Raw genomic sequence first — 18,351 nt, forward strand, 5'->3', positions numbered from 1 at the left:
CGTGAAAGGACAACCGATGCACAAGGCCCGCCTCAGACGGGGGCGCACCGCCCTCGTCAGCGGGATCGCGGTGACAGTCGCCCTGTCACTGACGAACCAGCTCGGAACCGCGACAGCCGCCATGCCCTCGGCGCCTGTCGACCTGAGCAGCCGCCCGACGCTGCACAAGCAGACGGCGGCGGCGGCGGTGACTCTGATCACCGGCGACACGGTCTCGCTGACCACCGAGCCCGACGGCAGGCAGGCGGCCTCCGTCATCTCCGGGGCGGGGACGTCCAAGACGTTCGAAACCGTCAGCGGACAGAACGGCGACCTGTACGTCTACCCGGACGACACCACGGCCGCGGTCGCCTCGGGCACGGTGGACCGTGAACTGTTCAACGTCAGCCGGATGGTCCGGGACGGGTACGGCGACGCGAAGACCGACGAGGTCCCCGCCATCGTCGACTTCCAGGGGAAACCGACCGCCGCTGCCCTGACGCAGAAGACCGAGGACCTGCCGGGCAGCGACAACGAGCGGGTCATGCCCCGACTGGGGCTGTCCGCGGTGCATGTCGACAAGCACCGCGCGAAGGGCTTCTGGCAGGCCGTCAAGCCCGTCCAGGCACGCAGCAGAGGCGCCCAGGCCGCCACGGTCCCCGGCACTGCCGGGGTCTCCAAGCTGTGGTACGACGGCAAGGTAAAGGCCGCACTGGACAAGAGCGTGCCGCAGATCGGCGCTCCGCAGGCATGGGCCAAGGGGTACGACGGCAAGGGCGTGAAGGTCGCCGTGCTGGACACCGGTGCCGACCTGAACAACGCCGACATCAAGTCCGAGATCGTCCAGAGCCAGAGCTTCGTCAACGGCCAGACGGTCCAGGACGGTCACGGTCACGGCACCCACGTCGCATCCACCATCGCGGGCAGTGGCGCCAACTCCGACGGCAAGTACAAGGGCGTCGCCCCCGGCGCCGACCTGCTCATCGGCAAGGTGCTCGCCAACAGCGGGCAGGGCCTGGACTCCGGCATCCTGGCCGGCATGGACTGGGCGGTCGAGCAGGGCGCCGACGTCGTCAGCATGAGCCTCGGCGGCCCCGACACCCCCGGCGAGGACGCTCTGACCAACGCGGTCAACTCGCTCAGCGCGTCCTCGGGCACCCTCTTCGTCATCGCGGCAGGCAACGACGGCAGGAAGGGCGAGGCGACAATCGGCACCCCCGGCGCCGCCGACGCGGCCCTCACCGTCGGCGCCGTCGACAAGTCCGACGCACTCGCCGACTTCTCCAGCCGCGGCCCGCGCCTCGGCGACATGGCGATCAAGCCGGAGATCACCGCCCCGGGCGTGGACATCGTCGCCGCCCGCGCGGCCGGCACCACCATGGGCACCCCCGTGGACGCCAACTACACCTCGGCCAACGGCACCTCGATGGCCACCCCGCATGTGGCCGGCTCCGCCGCGATCCTCAAGCAGCGCCACCCCGACTGGACCGGTCAGCGCATCAAGGACGCGCTGACCGCGCACGCCAAGTCTGCCGCCGACCAGACCGTCTACCAGCAGGGCTACGGCCGGGTCGACATCCCCGCCGCCCTCGACCCGTCGCTGGAGCTGTCCGGCACCGCCGACTTCCGCGTCATACCGTGGCAGAAGGGCACCTACCCCACGCGCAGCCGCACCCTGACGCTGCACAACAACGCCGCGACCGACACCGTGGTGACCGTGACGGCCGCCGCCGAGGACGCGAGCGGCACCGCGGTCCCGGCGGGCACGCTGTCGCTGTCGGGAGCGGGCCTCTCCGCCGGCCGGGTCACCGTCCCGGCCGGCGGCACGGCCGAGGTCACCGTCACGCTCGACAACAACGGCCTGAAGACCGGCCAGTACGGCGGATCGGTCACCGCCACCTCCGACAGCGGCGAGTCGGTGCACGCAGCGCTCGGCTTCGTCACCTCTGTCGAGCAGCACGATGTCACGCTGAAGGTCACGGACCGCTTCGGGAAAACCCCCAGTGCGCTCAGGTTCACCCTGCACGGGATGGACAACCACTTCTGGCAGAGCCAGACCATGTACGCCAACGGCACCGCCACCCTGTCGGTGCCGCTCGGCAAGTACTCCATCGAGGGCTCGGTCTACTCGGCGGCACCCACCGGCGGCGCGGTCTCCTACGCGGCCGACCTGTTCACCGTGCCCAACATCGAGGTGAGCGACCGGGACCAGACCTTCACCGTCGACGGCACCACCGCCACCGACCTCAGCGTGAAGATCAAGGGTGAGAAGCGGCCACTGGAGAACGGCCAGGTGACCACGTTCGTCGTCCGTGACCCCGGCACCGCAGGCGGTTACTCGAGCTTCGCCGGTATCGGCAACCTGCTCAACCTCGCCGACACCAGGCAAGGCGCCATCCCCAGTGCCGGCGCCACCACCGGCGCGCTGCGCCTGGAGACCTCCCTGGCCCGGCGCGAACCGCTGGTCCAGCTGGAGGTGACGGCCCCCGGGCACGTGACCATCCCGCTGAAGTCCTCGGTGAACGCGAAGCGCTTCGAGGGCACCAAGCGCACCGAGCTGGTCGACCTCGGCGCCGGCTCCGAGCAGGACTTCGCCGCTGCCGACGTCAAGGGCAAGACCGTTCTGGTCTCCGTGGCCGATGTCAGCAAGGCCGACGACCAGGCCACCAGGGCCGCGGCTGCCGGAGCCGTCGCAATGATCGTGGCCCCTGCCGACCCCGGGCCGAGCGGAAGTGGCGTCCCCGCCGGACAGACCATCCCGGTCGCCCTCGCCACGTACGACAACGCCGCAACCCTCAAGGGCTTGCTGGCCAAGCACAAGGTCCGGATCGCCCTGAAGGGCGTCCTGGAGTCGGGCTACACCTACAACCCGCACTTCACCGACGACCGGATCCCCGCCGATCTGGCCAAGACCGTCGACGTCAAGGAATTCGCCAAGGTCACCAATACGTTCCACTCCGACGGCGCCCGGCGCCTGGGCGCCGAGTTCATGAACGTCTGGGGCCCGCTGCAGGTGAGCACCGGCTCCGTCGCCCAGCCCCTCTACCAGGGCACCACCCGCGACGACTACTTCCTCGCGGGCACCGGGGTGACGTACCAGCCGAGCGTGTCGGCCAACTTCAACTCCTCGATCTGGCAGATGAACGGTCAGCGCGCCACCTACCTCACCCCGGGCAAGGCCTACACCCGGAGCTGGTTCGATGCGCCGATGCGCCTGTCCCAGTACGAGTTCGGGCCGTGTGCGTTCTGCCGCGCCGACGTCTGGCAGAAGCTGCCCGGCAGCAACGGTGCCGACAACGATCCCACCCACACCCTGTCGGGCCTGACCGGCACCTGGAGTTACTACCTCAACGGGAAGCCGATCACCGGCTTCGCCCAGCTGGCGCAGGAGAAGGCGGACTACCGGTACGTCCTCGACCAGAAGCTGACCACCGACGTCCCGGGCGTCACCCTGGGCCGCCAGATGCGCACGGAGTGGAACTTCAGCCAGGCAGCACCGACCACCATGGCCATCAAGGACTGCGACACGGCGTTCATCCCCACGCCCAAGGTCTGTGAGTCCATGCCGGTGATCCTGCTCGACTACGACCTGCCGCTGAACGTGCTCAACCAGGCACGGGCCGGACTGCCGTACACCTTCACCGTGGACGCGGGTCGCCCCAAGGGCTGGACCGGCTCCACCGCGATGGCCGGCGCCAAGGTCTCCGTCTCGTACGACGACGGCGCCACCTGGAAGGAGGCGAAGGTGCTCCGGAAGGACAGCAACTCCTTCCAGGCCCTGCTGCGGCACCCGAAGCTCGCGGACACCAACGGATACGTGACCCTCAAGACCGAGTCCTGGGACGCGGGCGGCAGCCGCACGACCCAGACCATCACCCGGGCATACGCCCTCAAGTGAGGCGCTGAGCACCTCGTACGACAGAGCGGCCCCCGCCGGGTGGTGACATCCGGCGGGGGCCGCTTTCCGGCGCGAGACTTTCGCGCACCGGACGGCGACTTGGACACGCAACCCGGCCGGCTGGTCCGAAGAGATACAGGGGCCAGAAGTCCGGCTCCGCCATTCGGGCGGCTAGATCGTCGTCAAGGGGCATGCGGCCACGCTATTGCTAGGTCAGAAGTCTGCAGAAGCTGATGCTGAGGTCACGAAGCAACACGATCGTTTCGATCCGCAGAGTGACCCAACTCAGCGCGCACTCCCGGAGTCGACGGGGCGGTCGTGGTCGACGAACGGCAACGAGGTCAACTCCTGCGAGAGTTGACCGAGGAGCCGCGGTTTAGGCCACTACCGGTGCGGCGAGTGCACATCCCGAAGGCGAACGGCAAGAAGCGACCGCTAGGCATCCCCACGATTCGGGACCGAGTGGAGCAGGCCAGGGTGAAAAGCGCCCTGGAGCCGGAATGGGAGGCACGCTTCGAAGGGCGAAGCTACGGTTTCCGACCCGGACGAGGGTGCCATGACGCGATCGGCGCGATCTTCCAGACACTGGCCCGCAAGGGCGCCAAGAAGGTCTGGATCCTGGATGCTGACCTGTCCAGCGCGTTCGACCGCATCGACCATGACCGCTTACTGGATGCCATCGGCGACTTCCCGGCCTGCCGGGAAGTCAGAGGATGGCTGAAGGCCGGGGTGATGGAGAACGGCAGGTTCGCCCCTACCACGGAGGGAACGCCGCAAGGCGGGGTAATCAGCCCTCTGCTGCTCAACATCGCACTCCATGGCATGGAAATCGCTGCCGGATACGACCCGAGCCTCACGCAACTGCAGAGGTCACGGAGGAATATCCCGACGCTGATCCGCTACGCCGATGACTTCGTCGTCATGTGCGCGACGGAGGCGGAAGCGTGGCAAATCAAGGAGAAGCTCATCGCCTGGCTGGAGCCGAGAGGGCTGACCTTCAACGACGAAAAGACCCATGTGGTCCACGCGTAGGAGGGTTTCGACTTCCTCGGATTCAACGTCAGGAGGTACGGCGAGAAGATGGGACTCCTGCGGTTGGCTGTCTTCGCTCATGCGTCGAGCTTCCCTACAGGACCTGAACACCTGGCGGATTGCAGGTCTCATCGACCGGCCGCGTCCCTCCTTCAGCCGAGGCGACGTCCAGGGGATTGGACCTCCTCACGACAGTGCGATCCGGAAGGCTTCGTGCATGAGCGCGCCGTCCTCGACTCCAGCGCCGGGAAAGCACCAGAGAATCTCGCCGTTGCGGGAGTCGTTCTGCGAGCGACGTCCGCCTACGCAGCCGCTGAGCTCCGTGATAGACCCTGGGGCGTTACGAGGTGGAGCACGATGGTTAGTGAGGTCAAGTGCTAGAGCGACGACCGCGGTTGAGGGTCCGGCAAGTCACTCCGCGCCCCCCTATGGCTGTCACCAACCGGATACGTGGGTCGGGCCGCATCGCTCGCCTCAGGCGCTGGTATCAGCGCTCCGACTGGGCCAGACACACAGCCGTGCTTGCGGCTGTTGTGGCCGCAGTCAGCCTGGCGATCACCGCTTGGGGGACCTACAAGTCCGCTCAGGTCGCGGACGATCAACTCGCTCAGTCCAAGGAGGACGCCGAGAAGGACGAACGGAGCCAGGCCGCCCGCCTTTCAATGTGGGGAAATATCAAGGTCTCGGTTGTTGCGAACCGTTCCCTAGACCCGGTGTGGGCAGCCTTCTTCCTGAACGACAAGCAACGGCGAGAGAAGCATGACAACTCGGTCACGTACGTCTTTGTTGGGGTTCTGCCGCCCTGCACGGCCGTCAGCGTGCCGAAGGCCGTCACCTTCGCCCAGGCGACGAGCTTCGCCGCGTCCCCTGGGCCCCACACGGGTTGGATCTTTCAGGGACTGCACTTCATGGATAACAACGGCCAAGCATGGGTGCGATGGAACGGCGGCGAACTGACCAAGACCGCGGGCCCGCCCTCGAAGAAGGTCATCCTGCAACAGAAGGAGGGGGGCCTGATGGCTGATGATCGGGCGAAGCTGAGTCACCTCTCGGAGTGCGGCAAGTCAGACTGAGATCCAAGATCGTTCTTGCACAATTGTGCAAGAACACCGGGTCAGCTCCCAGGTACTCGCGCGTGCCGTGGCGCCTCCGCCCCCTTCTCGAGGACGTCGGTGTACTCGTGCAGCACCGCCAGCACTGACACCTCATCGTCTCCGGCGACCTTGTGTACGGGGCTGGTTGGCGACAGGGAGATGTCTTCGCCCTGGTGGAGCTCCACGAGAGTTGCGGCGCGGTACGACCCGATCGCCGGGCGGTCGGTCCGCCCGGTGATCGGCACTGCGTAGGTCGCACCGTCATCGAATGCGCCGGTGACGGTGAACGGCACTTCTGCCTCCTTATCGAGTGGACATCAGGCCAAGGAGCGACGCCCGGAGGTCGTCGTCTATCAGCGAGCGTCGCGGCCACAGCGTCGGGAACTGCCGCCCCCTTGACGTGGCTCAGGAGGCGGGCGGATGCCAGGAGCGCCCCGACTGTCGCGCCGTCCCTGTCCTGGGCAACCAGCGGCAGCGACAGTGCAATGGCGGCGTCTAGCATCTTCCCGTCTGCGGCTGCGCGGACCAGGGGCTGCGTCAAGGTGTTGCTGCCAGCTGCAGGGCTTCCAGCAGCCACGCACCACAGCGGCCCGCCTCCACCTCGTCAACATGTTCCTTTTCGATGTCGCTAAGGCCAGCAGCTCACCGAACCGGGCGCCGTCCTCGGGACGTGCCAGCCGCACGCCCGGGTAAGCCGTCGATCAGCCGATGCCTGGGCAGCTCCACTGAACGAACTGGACGGGCCCGAACGACTCCTGCGGCGTGACGCCGCGATCCGCTTGGTCCAGATGGCTCGTGGCGGATCACGAACCGGCGCGGCTCGGTACCTCGGCATTCCGCCAGGGACTCTGCAGTCCACCACCCTCCGGATCCGCACTTGGCAGAATCAGCCCGGCAATGCCCAGGCGTACCAGGAAGCGCTTGGGCGCATCGCCGAGATCGCCGCAGCGGCCGGCATCGAGGCACCCTCTGCTTCTGCAGACAGTTGACGCGTGTTGGACCTGCGACTGATGACTGGCGTCCAGGACACACTTCCATTCGTCGACTCGACCGAGATCCCTACCGCCTCAGAGTGGTGTCAGCGATGGAACGGCCGACGGCACTCCTTTCACCACGTTAGTGAGGGCGGGTTTGATGCCCGGCGGTGCGCGGTCGAGATGCTGCCAGAGAAGGCGGCGAACGCCGTGATCATGCTGGGAAACCTGATCAAGATGATCCTGTCCGCCCTCGCCGAGAAGATCGCCGAGGGCGGACAGGATGCTCTGCTGGCCGAACACGCCAATCTCAACGCCCGCTGATCGTTCAGCGGCTGCTCGGACACCTGCACGCCAGTTCCACGATGCGGTCTCTGCGCTACATCCGGCGGACGAACCTGCTGGTTGCGAGGGCGATTGCGGGGTGAAGCGACCAGAACAAGTCCTACGCCGACTACGCGAGCCGTCTGGCAGAACGGCAGGCGGTCTGATGCCCAGACGAGGAGAACGCGGGTCCCGGCAGGCGGCGAAGTCGCTTGAGCGGGGCGGGCAGGTGTCCTGGATCGAGACGCGTGAGCTGATCTACACCAATCCCAAGGGCACGGCCATGCGGCGCGTGATCCGCCCTGGGAACTATCGGTGCTCGCAGTTGGTCGCCTAGTTGGTGCACGCCTGGATCGCCCACCACCGGGCTACGGCCTTGACGAACAGCCAGACCCAAACGCGCGTGACCAGGCTGCTTGCCGAGTTCACCGGCGGCTGCCTGGCGGCCCGGGGGCTGGAGGCGGCCGAAGCACGACTGGACGGAGCGGTCATCGACCTGACGGAAGTGATCTTCGCCTTCGAGAAGGACGTGCAGGACCGCTACCCCACCGGCTCGCCAACGGGCTCAATTGGCGAGTTTTTTTTGGGTGATCCGTCAACCGTTTGCTCAGGCGGGAAGTTCGGTGATGCTGAGGGCGAAGTCCAAGTTCCCCACGCCGTGGTTGGCGAGGCCCACCGTGACCACGCCCGCTCCTTCCAGCCAGTGCGCCATTGTCAGGCCGCCGACGTCCAGCGGGCGCAGCCCGAGGCTTTCGATGAACGCTTCCACACTTGCCTTGGCTTGCGCATTGTCGCCGGCGATGAAGACGTCGGGCCGGCCCTTCTCCAGGACGTGGCGGAAGATGGTGTTGAACGCCTTCACCACGCTGGCGCCGGCTGGGGCGGCCTTGGCGACTTCCTGCGCGATCGAGGTCTCCTCGCGGTGGGCTAGCCCGTCGAACGTGGAGTTGAAGGGGTTGCTGATGTCGACGATGACCTTGCCCGCGAGAGCGTCTCCGTACTGGGCGATGGCCGGCACGACGCCGTCGTACAGCAGGGCCACGATGACGATGTCCCCGGCCGGGGCGGTGCCCCATTCTCCCGTCGTGGCGCCGCCGCCGAGAGCCTTGGCCAGGTCAGTGGCCTTGGACTGATCGCGGCCCATGACTTCGACGGTGTTGCCGCCCGCTATCGCCCGCGTTCCGATGGTGCGGGCCATGTTCCCGGTGCCGATGATGCTGATGTTGCTCATGAGATGTCCTGCCCTGGTTGTGGTTGTTCGGTTTAGATGGCGGTGGTGCCGCCGTCGGCGACGAGTTCCATGCCGTTGACGTAGCTGGAGTCGTCGGAGGCGAGGAAGAGGGCGGCGGTGGCGATTTCGTCGGGGCGGCCCATCTGGCCGCGGGGGATGAGGGACTCGAACTGGCGCTTGGTGGCCTCGTCGAAGAGTTCTTCCTGCTTGGCGGTGGCGACCTGGCCGGGGGTCAGGACGTTGACGCGGATGCGGCGGTCCTTGAGCTCGTTGAGCCAGACGCGGGCCCATGCCTGCTGGACGGCCTTGCTGCCGGCGTAGACGCTCCAGCCGGGGAAGGCGCCGAGGGAGGCGTTGGAGCCGGTCATGAGGATGGAGCCGCCGTCGTTGAAGAGCGGGAGGGCCTTTTGGACGGTGAACAGGGTGCCGCGGGCGTTGAGGTAGAACGCGGCGTCGAAGTGGGCCTCGGTGATCTCGCCGAGCGGGGCGGGCTCACCCCCGCCTGCGCTGGCCCACAGCACGTCGAGGCTTCCCTTCTCCCGCTTGACGGTGTCGTACAGGCGGTCCAGGTCGTCCAGGTTGGCGGCGTCGCCCTGGACGCCGGTGACGTTGCGGCCGATCTGCTTCACGGCCTGGTCCAGGGCGTCCTGGCGGCGGCCGGTGATGAAGACGTGCGCTCCCTCGTCGACGAACAGCTTCGCGCCTGCCAGCGCCATGCCGGTGGTGCCGCCGGTGATGACCGCGACCTTGCCGTCGAGCTTTCCCATAGTCGTTCCCTTGGGTCGGTGGTGCCGTGTGTACCTGGGGGTGACGGTGTTAAGTACACCGCCCTGTGTGCTTACGGTACGCGGCGGGTGGCCAGGGCGCAAACTATGTACACCGGTCGTTACCTAGCTGCGGTACGATGGAGGCATGACGGAGTTGGAGAAGGGCCCCACGGGTCGGCGCCGCGGCCGGGGCGCTCGCGAGCGCATCCTCAGCGCGTCCCAGCAGCTGTTCCGCGAGCAGGGCATCAACGGCACCGGCATGGACCAGCTTTGCGCGGTGGCCGAGGTGTCCAAGCGCACGGCCTACCAGCACTTCGGCGGCAAGGACGAACTCGTCGCCGAGTACCTGCGCCGGTTCGACCCCTCCGTTCTGTCCGGCGTGTTCGACCGCACCGACCTCACGCCCCGCGAACGGCTCCTCGCCGCCTTCGACATCCCCCCCACCACTCCCTTGTGCCCCTACATCGGCGCCGCCGTCGAACTCCACGACCCCCAGCACCCCGCATCCCAGTACGCGCGCGACTACAAGAAGGCCGTCGCCGCGCGGCTCGCCGACACCGCCCGCGAAGCCGGGGCCGCCGACCCTGAACAGCTCGGCGAGCAGCTCGCGTTGCTCATCGACGGCGCCGCGGCCCGCACCCGGGTCCTCAACGCCGACGCCTTCCCCACCGCCGCCGCCATCGCTGCCGTCCTCATCGACAACGCGATCCCCGCCACAGCCAGCGATGACCGGCGAGGGGAGGACGTGTCGAGTTGACGTGGCACTCCGCGGCTGGGCTGGACGCGCAGCCGGTCGGGGCTGCACTGGCTGGTACGCGACACCAGCCGCCCGGCACTTGGCCCGGACCTGCTGGCTTTTACGGAACTGACCGCCCGCCTGCTGACGGCCGCAGCAGACGCCGCCGGGGAGACCGGCGACCCCCGAGGGCTTCAGGAGTTCGAGGCCGTCATCCCGGCCCAGGGCGCTGGCGCGCCGCGGTTCGAACAGACGGCTGATCGCATAAGTCCGTACGCGGTGGCGCATGAAGAACTCGTACGCAGCTGGGAGGTTGTGAAGATGCGGGTGGCCCGCCAGCGACGCTGGCGGGCCACCCGCATCTTCAGGGCCTGTAAACCATCCACGCTGATCATCAGTGCGCGGCCCATCTGGGCCACGCCAGTCCGAAACGAAGGCCAACAGGCGGGCAGCCAACACGTCCGGCTGAAACCCGACGTCGGGTTCCGGATCCCACGGACCGACTCCTGCACACTACGAACGGCAGACCGCCGGCGAACGGCTCCGCTACTACGACACGGCGATCAGCCGAGTTGAGCCGCTTCCGCAGCACGTACTTCCAGTCGGTCTCAGGTGCTTCGGGGCCCCTCAGGCAACTGCTGGCCGAAGAGGGGAACTGTCTCAGAGGTCAGCCGCAACAGCACCACTCCGTCAGGTCATTTCACTCTTCAGCGCATGATGAACGGGGTCAGTCGAACTGCTCAAGCGCGCCTTGTGACGGCATCGCCTCCAAGCTGCCACATCTCATAGTTCCCACATTCTGCCGTGATCTCGGCCGTCGACTGAGCCGCAGTGACGAAGTCATCTACTACCGGCGAGGTGTGCGATGCCGTCACCGCGAGGCACACCTGTTCGGGCGCCAGATTCGGGATGGGCACATTGACGACGTCCGGATGCGAATAGAACACGGACGCCGAACGGGCCAGGAAGGAGATGCCCCGTCCGGCCGCGACATGCTCGAGCGTCTCGTCCACCCCGCGCACCGGGTACCCGGCATTGGGGAGCGGGCGTTTGGTGGGCTGCGTGCTCGGGTCACCGTGCCAGACCAGCGTTTCGCCGGCCAGGTCGGCCTCGGTGACCTCCTGCTTGCCGGCAAACCGGTGTCCGGTGGGCAGTACCGCTACCCGCGGCTCGGTGTACAGCGGGGTGACGCGCAGGCCGGCCTCGTCGATGGGTAGCCGCACATAGCCGACGTCGATGCGGCCGTCGAGCAGCATCGCAGCCTGGTCGTCCCCTTCGATCCGCTGCACGTCCACGACCACGTCCGGGTGCCGGTCCTCGAACGCACGGGCCGCCGGGGTGACGGCAATGCCGGCCCGGAAACCGACCATCAGCCGCCGCTTGCCGCTGGCGGCCGCGGACACCCGGCGGCGGACCGCGTGGGTTGAGGCGAGCAGCGGACCGGCATCGGCCAGCAATTGCCGGCCCGCGTCTGTCAGCTCTACGCCGTGCCGATCCCTGGTGAACAGCGAGGCGCCGAGATCCTGCTCGAGCGCGCGGATCTGCCGGCTGAGCACCGGCTGTGCGATGTGAAGCTCATCGGCGGCGCGGCCGAAATGCAGCCGGTCGGCCACGGCGACGAAGTAACGCAGTTTGCGCAGATCCAGATCCATAAAACCCCCAGCCCGGTGATACCTCCAGGGTATCACCATGGCTTCAATAGGTCTTGGACGCCACTCAGACCGGATGGCAACATGAAAAACAGGCGCTTAAGGGCGTCGAAGTGAATTCGGCACAAGAATTCCACACTGGAATTTGACAGCAGGGCCAAAGCCCGGAAAGCAGGAACACCGATGAGTAGCATCAGCATTATCGGACTCGGAAACATGGCCCGTGCTTTGGCCGGCCGGGCACTCGCCGGCGGCAACGCCGTCGAGATCATCGGCCGCGACCAGGCCAACGCCAAGGAATTGGCCGCCACGCTCGGCGGCGCCACGGTCGGGACGGCCGGGGCCGCCCCGACCGGGGACATCGTGATCCTCGCCGCGCCGTACGCCGGCGCGGCGGCGGTGGTGAGGGAGTACGGGGACGCACTGCGCGGCAAGATCATCGTCGACATCACCAACCCCGTAGCCCCCGACCTGCAGGGCTTCGTCGTCCCTGACGACAGTTCCGGCGCACAGGAGATCGCCAAGGCGGCTCCCGACGACGCGCATGTCGTCAAGGCGTTCAACACTGTGTTCTCCCACGTTCTGGCGGCTGGCCCGGCCGAGGACCGCCCTCTGGACGTGTTCATCGCCGGCGACGACGCGCAGGCGAAGGCACGCGTGTCGGCGTTCGTCGAGAGCCTGGGGCTGCGCCCCTGGGACACCGGGGAACTGTTCATGGCGCGGGTACTGGAGAACGTCGGCCTATTGGAGTTGGGCCTCATGCACCACTCCGTCAAGCACGCCAATTTCTCCCTCGGCATCACCCTTCTCGGCTGAGCTCACCACTACCTCTCGTGCCGCATTACGCCAGTTTGCTTACGGCACGGGAAGACCCTGCACCTACCCTCACAAGGACAGTTAGATGCGCGTATTCGTCGCTGGGGGGACCGGCCATTCCGGTTCCTATATCATCCCCGAGCTCATCGCGGCCGGGCACGAGGTCACCGGCCTGGCCCGGTCGGACGCTTCCGCGGCGGCCCTGTCCGCGCTCGGCGCGAAGGTGCGTCGCGGCGACCTTCAGGATCTTGACGGGCTCAAGGAGGCTGCCTCGGGCTCCGATGGCGTCATCCACGTCGCCCACAGGCAGGATCTGCTGCCCTCCGGCGGGTTGGACGCCGTGGCCGCTGCGGAGCTCCCGATCATGCTCGCGTACGGCGAGGCACTCGCGGGAACAGGAAAGCCGCTGGTCACGGCGGGGAGCGTGGGCTCGCCCGGGAACCTGGAGCGGCCGGCCACCGAGGAGGACCCGGCCCTCCCCGCCGGCGAGGAGCACAAGGGCACCCTGCGGGTCCGCAACGTCGTGGAAAGGGCCGTTGTCGACCTCGCCGAGCAGGGGGTGCGGTCTTCGGTCGTGCGGATCGCCAACATTGCGCACAGCACGACCGATCGTGCCGGCTTCCTCCCCGCGCTGATCGCGCTCGCGAAGGAAAAGGGGTTCGTCGGCTACCACGGCGACGGCGCGAACCTGTGGAACGCCGTGCACATCCGCGATGCCGCCACCTTGTTCCGCCTGGCGCTTGAGAAGGGGCCGGCCGGCAAATACTGGCACGCGGTCGAGGATGGGGGCATCACGTTCCGTGACATCGCCGAGGCCATCGCCAGCCGCCTGGGCCTGCCCGCCGTGAGCGTTCCCAACGATGCCCTGATGACGCCGGGGTACTTCGGGTTCCTCACGAATATCGTCACGCAGAGCTACCCGGCGTCCAACCTCATCACCCGCCGGGCCCTCGGCTGGGAACCCGCCCGGCCCGGCCTGCTCGCCGATCTGGACAACGGCCATTACTTCCCTGCCGGCTGACGGCGGGAACCCGGATCGTAACGAGCCCGGCGACCGGCAAGTTCGGCTCTTCTGAGGGACGTTGAGATTATGACGACTGTGGGATTCATCGGAAGCGGAAGCATCGGCAGGACCCTCGCGCGACTCGCTGTCGGGGCCGGGCACCAGGTGGTGCTCAGCAACTCGCGCGGTCCCGAAACGCTCGTGGACACGGCCGAGGAACTGGGGCCGCGGGCGTCCGCGGCGACGAGCGAAGAGGCCGCGGCGGCCGGTGACATTGTCGTGGTCACGGTGCCGGTCAGCGCCTTCCCCCACATGCCCGCCGCGCCACTGGCCGGGAAGACGGTCATCGACACCTGCAACTACGGCCCCGAGCGTGACGGGCACATCCTCGAGCTTGAGAGCAAGTCCCTCACCTCAAGCGAGCTGCTTCTGCGGTACGTCCCGGACGCCCTGCTCGTAAAGGCGTTCAACAACATCTTCTTCAAGCACCTGCTGTCACTCGCCCGCTCGGCAGGGGCGGCCGACCGCTCCTACCTGCCGATCGCCGGGGACTCCGCACCGGCGAAGGCGGCGGTGACCGAATTCATCGACTCTATCGGCTACAGCGTGGTAGACGCGGGAACGCTGGCCGACAGTTGGCGGCAGGCGACGGGCACGCCGGTGTGGGGAACACCATACGGGCCGTACTCGAACGAGAAGGGCCAGCCGGTCGGCGAGGACGCCATCCGCGCGGCACTGGCCACCGCAACGCGGTAACCGTCAATTGTCGCGGACCGCAATGTGGTCCGGCCGCGCTATGCCCCCGCCCGGGGGGATACCGGGCGGGGGCATATTTCGCAGGCAAAGGCGTCGAATCCAGCGAAGGGTTTGCCCCCGCGTCTCGTCGCGCGCGGAGTGCGCTGGGTCAGGTCGCGGACTGCTCCCCGGGCGGCCAACTGCCCAAGCAGATTCGTGTTGGCCTCCTTGAGCTGGTGGTTCTCGATCTCCAGGACGTAGACGATCCGGGCCATGAGCTGCGCCTGGCTACGCAGATCGTCGAGTTCGGCGCGGACCCGGGCCAGATCCTGTTGCTAGAACAGGTCCTTCAGGCCGGTGTGCTTGTGGGTGAGCTTGTTGCGGCGCAGGTCGGCTTCCGCGGCGAGGGAGACGATGGTCAGCTTGCCGTCGGAGTGCAGCGGGGCGCCGATCAGCAAGGCGCACCATGGCGTCGGTGATGGCTCTGATCTCTGCGGCGGCCGCGTCGATCCGCGCGACCTCGGCCCGTAGGGCGGCGATCTCGCTGTCAGCGCGGCTGCTGGTAGCGCACGCCGGATGGCGTGGTTGACCGCCTGCTGCCGGATCAGCAGGCCAAGGAGATCGAGCCGGGGAGACCCCACCCGTTGAACAGCACGGTCTCCCGGAGACATCACCAGGCAGCTCTCGTATGCCCGCAGGGCCTGGGAGGCCGGGGCGAGGTCTCGTGCGCTTCGCAGTCCCGCCGGATCCCGGGACGATCTATGCGGGCAGGTGGGGAACCGAGAGCAGCAGCTCGCAACACCACCGTCTTGATCGCCTGCACCTTGCGCCACTGACCCTCGTAGCCGATCACGTCTCCTGCCTGCACGACGGCGGCAAGGCTGGTCGGCGTGGTCACGACTCGTCCTTGACAGGCCGGGCTCCGACCCGCCGGATGCAGGTCAAAACGGATCTGGCCCCATGCCATGCCCCTGACCTGTGGAGACCAGGACAGGGGAGACACGCAGCCGAGCCGAATCTCAGTTGATCTGGGTCCGCGGAGATACTTCGAGGGCGCACCGAACGGGGATCAGGGCCCTGCTCTCGTATCGACACCAAGCTCTGGGTGCGCGAGGCGAGACACCGGGGAGGGCTCAGGGACGCAACGCATCGGGAGGAAATTTTCCGGACTCCGGTCACATCGAGGTGAGTTGCTCCGTCAGTGCCGTGAGAACGCCAAACAGGCCGATACGAAGGAGTCCAGTCGTGACCAGCACCCCGATCTCCCGGATGCCGAACCCGACCGAGTTCGTTCCCGAGCTGAACGACATCACCGCCGCCCTGTTCCGTGCCACGGGCAACCGATCGGTGCCGCGCACCACGATGAGCCTGGTACACCTGCGGGCCGCACAGATCGTGGGTAACACATACCTGACCATCCTGAACACCGGATTCCTGCGCAAGGCGGGAGTATCCGAGGAGCGCATCACGGCCGTTTCCTCGTGGCAGGACGCCCCCTACTTCACCGACGCCGAGCGCGCGGCGCTGTCCCTGGTGGAAGCCACCCTCCAGCCTGCCCCGCATGGCCAGGAACGGGTCACCGACGACCTGTACGCGGAAGTGGCCAAGCACTACGACGAGAAGGCCCTGGCCACCTTGACCATCGCAATCGGCCAGATCAACTTCTTCATAGCCCTGGCCGTCATCGGCAAGCCCGCACCGGTAGCCTCGCTCGCCGACGAGCAGTGGGACTGACCCGACCCTCCCCTCCGGCCCGGCAGCCCCACCCGAACGAGTGAGGGACCCCGACGGCTCAGGCGGGTATCCGCAGGTGATGGAGGGACACATGCGGTGTTCGCCGCAGCGACCGGTCCGCTGTCACTCCACGAACAGCAGCTCATTCCCGACCTACTGGGCCGACTCGAGCCAGGAACGCTCCTCAGCGCACGTTCGACAGGGACGCGGCGCTGGAGGCGGCCATCCGGCTGATCTGGGAGCGCGGATTCGAGGCGACCTCGCTGGGCGAGCTGACGGAGGCCATGGGTATCCGTCCGGGCAGCCTGTACGCGGCGTTCGGCGACAAGAAGGCGCTCTTCAAGAAGGCCGTCGACGTGTAACGGCCGCTCGCCGGTGGGGTCCTTCCCGGCGCGTGCGCTGGCCGAGGCGCCGACGGCTCGCGGCGCCGTGTCCCGGATCCTGCGCGAGGCGGCGGTGGTCTACGCGGATCCGTCCCACCCGGCGGGCTGCCTGGCCATCAGTGCGGCCACCAACGTCACCGTGCAGGACGAGGAGATCGCGAAATTCCTGCGCGACGTGCGCAACGCCGGTCTCGCCCCCCTCGCGGCTGCGCCGGGCCGAGGAGGAAGGGGAACTGCCGGCCGGGACCGATACGTCGGCTCTGGCGTCCTACTTCGCCACGATCGTGCAGGGATTTTCGCAGCGCGCACGTGACGGGGCCGATACGGACGAGCTGTCCCGAGTGGCCGAGCTGGCACGGGTCGCGTGGCCAAGCGGCGATTGACGGGGGCATCGACAGCGCTCCGCGCTGCACGGACCCATCGCGGCAGAGCTACTCCCGCAGGAAGGCGGGCCCGCGTCACAGCTCATGGAGTGGACGCCGAGCCCGCCGCCTGTCGGTTGTTCGCGGGGATGCCAACCGTCGCTTACGTCACCGCTACTCCGTGGCGTCGAGGTCCGTGGCGACGAGCGCGGCCAGTTCGTCGATCGCGGCATCCGCGCCGTCGCCCTCGGCGGCGAGCACCACGGAGTCGCCGTGCTTGACCGCGAGCGCGAGCACGGACAGAAGGCTGCGTGCGTCGACCGGGCTCTGCCCCTCGCGGGCGACCGTCACCTTGACCGGCTGCTTCGAGGCGGCCCGGACGAAGACGGAAGCAGGGCGGGCGTGCAGCCCGGTACGCGAACCGATGACGACTGTGCGCTGAGGCATTAGTTGATCCTCTTTCTGACTGCTGACTGCTGACTGCTGACTGCTGACTGCTGACTGCTGACTGCTGACTGCTGGTTTGGATCCCTGAAGACGGATGTGGGTTTACATCCGTTTCATGTCCACTGCTGCGTGTTTCCCGGGATGCTACGGGGATAGTGCGGTGAAGTAAACAGATACGGGCATGAAACAGAAGTGACCGGGCTCCGCGCCGACCGGCATCGGCGTGCGTGGTGGCTGCCCGCTGATCTCGTACGGGATGACCCGGGCGGTCTACGCGCCGGGAGGCGCCGCACGGATCGGGGAAGGGGCTATGGATGCGTCTGGTACCCGAGCGGCTGGAGAAGCTGCTGAGCCGTGTCCCGAGAGGCCGTCGGCTCGTCCGGTCCGTCCTATGACCACGGAGGTAGGGCCCGTGACCACCGACCCGCAGAATCTCACCGACTCCGCGGCGTCCGCGGAACCGCCAGACACGCCATGACGTGTTGTCAGCTTTCCCTGGTGGGTCCCACTCCCGGCGGGCGCCCGGGGACGTGATCGCCGGATTCCGCGGCAGTGGGGCGGGCTGCGGGGGAGTGGAAGGGAAAGGGGACGTCTCCGCCGCAGTCGACGCCGGTGTACCCGGTCGAGTTCTGGTCTACCTTTTGATCTTGGCCAGTGCTCCGGCGTTTACGCCGGGGGTGAGGCCATCTCAGGACTGCTCTGACTCGCAGGTGAGCACGGGCCGGCACTGTTCACCTCGGCCTACGGGGCGTTTCTGGTTCTCGATGTATTGGCGTACGACGGTCAGGGGCGCACCGCCGCAGCTTCCGGCGAAGTAGGAGCCGGACCAGAAGTGGCCGCCCCACAGGTGGCGGCGGATGTGCGCGTCGTACTCCTGGCGCAGACGCCTGGAGGAGACGCCTTTGAGGGAGTTGACCAGCTTGGAGAGCTGAACCTTGGGCGGGTAGTGCACGAGCAGGTGCACGTGGTCCTCCTCGCCGTTGAACTGCTTCAGCTCGGCCTCGAAGTCCGTGCACACCTACCGCATGATCTCTTCGCAGCGCTTAAGCATCTTGTCCGTGAACGCCTTGCGCCGGTATTTGGTGACGAACACCAAGTGGACGTGCAGATTGTGGACGACGTGGCGGCCGGTTCTGACATCGAGGTTCGGCTTCATCGAGGTGACACAGACCCACTGTAGGTTGATC

16 protein-coding genes and 2 pseudogenes are annotated in these 18,351 nt (G+C 67.4%); 11 read left to right on the plus strand and 7 right to left on the minus strand.

Annotated elements, in window-relative coordinates:
* The first annotated feature begins 16 nt into the window (after nt 1-16).
* The 3 genes and pseudogenes from OHA58_RS40030 to OHA58_RS40040 all read left to right on the plus strand — a co-directional run bounded on the left by OHA58_RS40030 (nt 17) and on the right by OHA58_RS40040 (nt 5,982).
* Nucleotides 17-3,877 carry a S8 family peptidase gene (locus tag OHA58_RS40030; protein WP_405475220.1) on the plus strand — a complete coding sequence of 1,287 codons (3,861 nt, stop codon included), beginning with the start codon at nt 17-19 and terminating at the stop codon, nt 3,875-3,877.
* A gap of 233 nt (nt 3,878-4,110) precedes the next feature.
* Nucleotides 4,111-4,906: pseudogene (locus OHA58_RS40035) on the plus strand (reverse transcriptase domain-containing protein); the annotation flags it as partial.
* Between the two features lie 431 nt (nt 4,907-5,337).
* Entirely contained in the window at nt 5,338-5,982 is a 645-nt protein-coding gene (locus tag OHA58_RS40040) for a hypothetical protein (RefSeq protein WP_405475218.1), read from the plus strand.
* A gap of 41 nt (nt 5,983-6,023) precedes the next feature.
* Here the strand turns inward: OHA58_RS40040 and OHA58_RS40045 are convergent, their stop codons facing one another.
* Entirely contained in the window at nt 6,024-6,296 is a 273-nt protein-coding gene (locus tag OHA58_RS40045) for a hypothetical protein (RefSeq protein ID WP_405475217.1), read from the minus strand.
* Nucleotides 6,297-7,160: 864 nt separating this feature from the next.
* Here OHA58_RS40045 and OHA58_RS40050 point away from each other — a divergent pair.
* Both OHA58_RS40050 and OHA58_RS40055 read left to right on the plus strand, forming a co-directional pair.
* Nucleotides 7,161-7,301 (plus strand): hypothetical protein, encoded by a 141-nt coding sequence (locus OHA58_RS40050; RefSeq protein WP_405475214.1) that lies wholly within the window; start codon nt 7,161-7,163, stop codon nt 7,299-7,301.
* A 166-nt stretch (nt 7,302-7,467) separates the two neighbouring features.
* Complete coding sequence (locus tag OHA58_RS40055; protein ID WP_405475211.1) at nt 7,468-7,638, plus strand: hypothetical protein; 171 nt, start codon at nt 7,468-7,470, stop codon at nt 7,636-7,638.
* Between the two features lie 270 nt (nt 7,639-7,908).
* Here OHA58_RS40055 and OHA58_RS40060 read toward each other — a convergent pair whose 3' ends face one another.
* Both OHA58_RS40060 and OHA58_RS40065 read right to left on the minus strand, forming a co-directional pair.
* Nucleotides 7,909-8,532 (minus strand): NADPH-dependent F420 reductase, encoded by a 624-nt coding sequence (locus tag OHA58_RS40060; protein ID WP_405475209.1) that lies wholly within the window; start codon nt 8,530-8,532, stop codon nt 7,909-7,911.
* A gap of 32 nt (nt 8,533-8,564) precedes the next feature.
* The gene (locus tag OHA58_RS40065; protein ID WP_405475207.1) at nt 8,565-9,299 is read right to left on the minus strand and encodes an SDR family NAD(P)-dependent oxidoreductase; all 735 of its coding nucleotides are present in this window, start codon (nt 9,297-9,299) and stop codon (nt 8,565-8,567) included.
* Between the two features lie 145 nt (nt 9,300-9,444).
* On the opposite strand from OHA58_RS40065, the gene OHA58_RS40070 reads away from it, so the two are divergent.
* Nucleotides 9,445-10,056, plus strand: coding sequence for a TetR/AcrR family transcriptional regulator (locus OHA58_RS40070; RefSeq protein ID WP_405475204.1), 612 nt, complete (start codon nt 9,445-9,447; stop codon nt 10,054-10,056).
* Between the two features lie 719 nt (nt 10,057-10,775).
* On the opposite strand, the gene OHA58_RS40075 is transcribed toward OHA58_RS40070, so the two are convergent.
* Nucleotides 10,776-11,687, minus strand: coding sequence for a LysR family transcriptional regulator (locus OHA58_RS40075; RefSeq protein WP_405475201.1), 912 nt, complete (start codon nt 11,685-11,687; stop codon nt 10,776-10,778).
* A 180-nt stretch (nt 11,688-11,867) separates the two neighbouring features.
* On the opposite strand from OHA58_RS40075, the gene OHA58_RS40080 reads away from it, so the two are divergent.
* From OHA58_RS40080 to OHA58_RS40090, 3 genes are all read left to right on the plus strand, one after another.
* The gene (locus tag OHA58_RS40080; RefSeq protein WP_405475199.1) at nt 11,868-12,500 is read left to right on the plus strand and encodes an NADPH-dependent F420 reductase; all 633 of its coding nucleotides are present in this window, start codon (nt 11,868-11,870) and stop codon (nt 12,498-12,500) included.
* 85 nt (nt 12,501-12,585) lie between these two features.
* Nucleotides 12,586-13,521 carry an SDR family oxidoreductase gene (locus OHA58_RS40085; RefSeq protein ID WP_405475196.1) on the plus strand — a complete coding sequence of 312 codons (936 nt, stop codon included), beginning with the start codon at nt 12,586-12,588 and terminating at the stop codon, nt 13,519-13,521.
* A gap of 78 nt (nt 13,522-13,599) precedes the next feature.
* Nucleotides 13,600-14,259: an NADPH-dependent F420 reductase gene (locus OHA58_RS40090; protein ID WP_405484661.1), complete on the plus strand. Its 660-nt coding sequence runs from the start codon at nt 13,600-13,602 to the stop codon at nt 14,257-14,259.
* Between the two features lie 314 nt (nt 14,260-14,573).
* On the opposite strand, the gene OHA58_RS40095 is transcribed toward OHA58_RS40090, so the two are convergent.
* Nucleotides 14,574-14,696 carry a hypothetical protein gene (locus OHA58_RS40095; RefSeq protein ID WP_405475193.1) on the minus strand — a complete coding sequence of 41 codons (123 nt, stop codon included), beginning with the start codon at nt 14,694-14,696 and terminating at the stop codon, nt 14,574-14,576.
* An 811-nt stretch (nt 14,697-15,507) separates the two neighbouring features.
* On the opposite strand from OHA58_RS40095, the gene OHA58_RS40100 reads away from it, so the two are divergent.
* Both OHA58_RS40100 and OHA58_RS40105 read left to right on the plus strand, forming a co-directional pair.
* Nucleotides 15,508-15,972, plus strand: a complete 465-nt coding sequence (locus tag OHA58_RS40100) for a carboxymuconolactone decarboxylase family protein (protein WP_405484659.1) — start codon at nt 15,508-15,510, stop codon at nt 15,970-15,972.
* A 272-nt stretch (nt 15,973-16,244) separates the two neighbouring features.
* A complete protein-coding gene (locus tag OHA58_RS40105) occupies nt 16,245-16,334 on the plus strand; it encodes a hypothetical protein (RefSeq protein WP_405485403.1) in 90 nt (29 codons plus the stop codon).
* Nucleotides 16,335-16,891: 557 nt separating this feature from the next.
* Here the strand turns inward: OHA58_RS40105 and OHA58_RS40110 are convergent.
* Together OHA58_RS40110 and tnpA are read right to left on the minus strand one after the other, a co-directional pair.
* The gene (locus OHA58_RS40110) at nt 16,892-17,164 is read right to left on the minus strand and encodes an HPr family phosphocarrier protein (RefSeq protein WP_116501785.1); all 273 of its coding nucleotides are present in this window, start codon (nt 17,162-17,164) and stop codon (nt 16,892-16,894) included.
* Between the two features lie 688 nt (nt 17,165-17,852).
* Nucleotides 17,853-18,320, minus strand: a pseudogene (gene tnpA / locus OHA58_RS40115) (IS200/IS605 family transposase).
* Nucleotides 18,321-18,351: the final 31 nt, after the last annotated feature.

It is taken from the genome of Streptomyces sp. NBC_00009, from assembly GCF_045040855.1.
GTDB classification, from domain to species: domain Bacteria; phylum Actinomycetota; class Actinomycetes; order Streptomycetales; family Streptomycetaceae; genus Streptomyces; species Streptomyces aureus.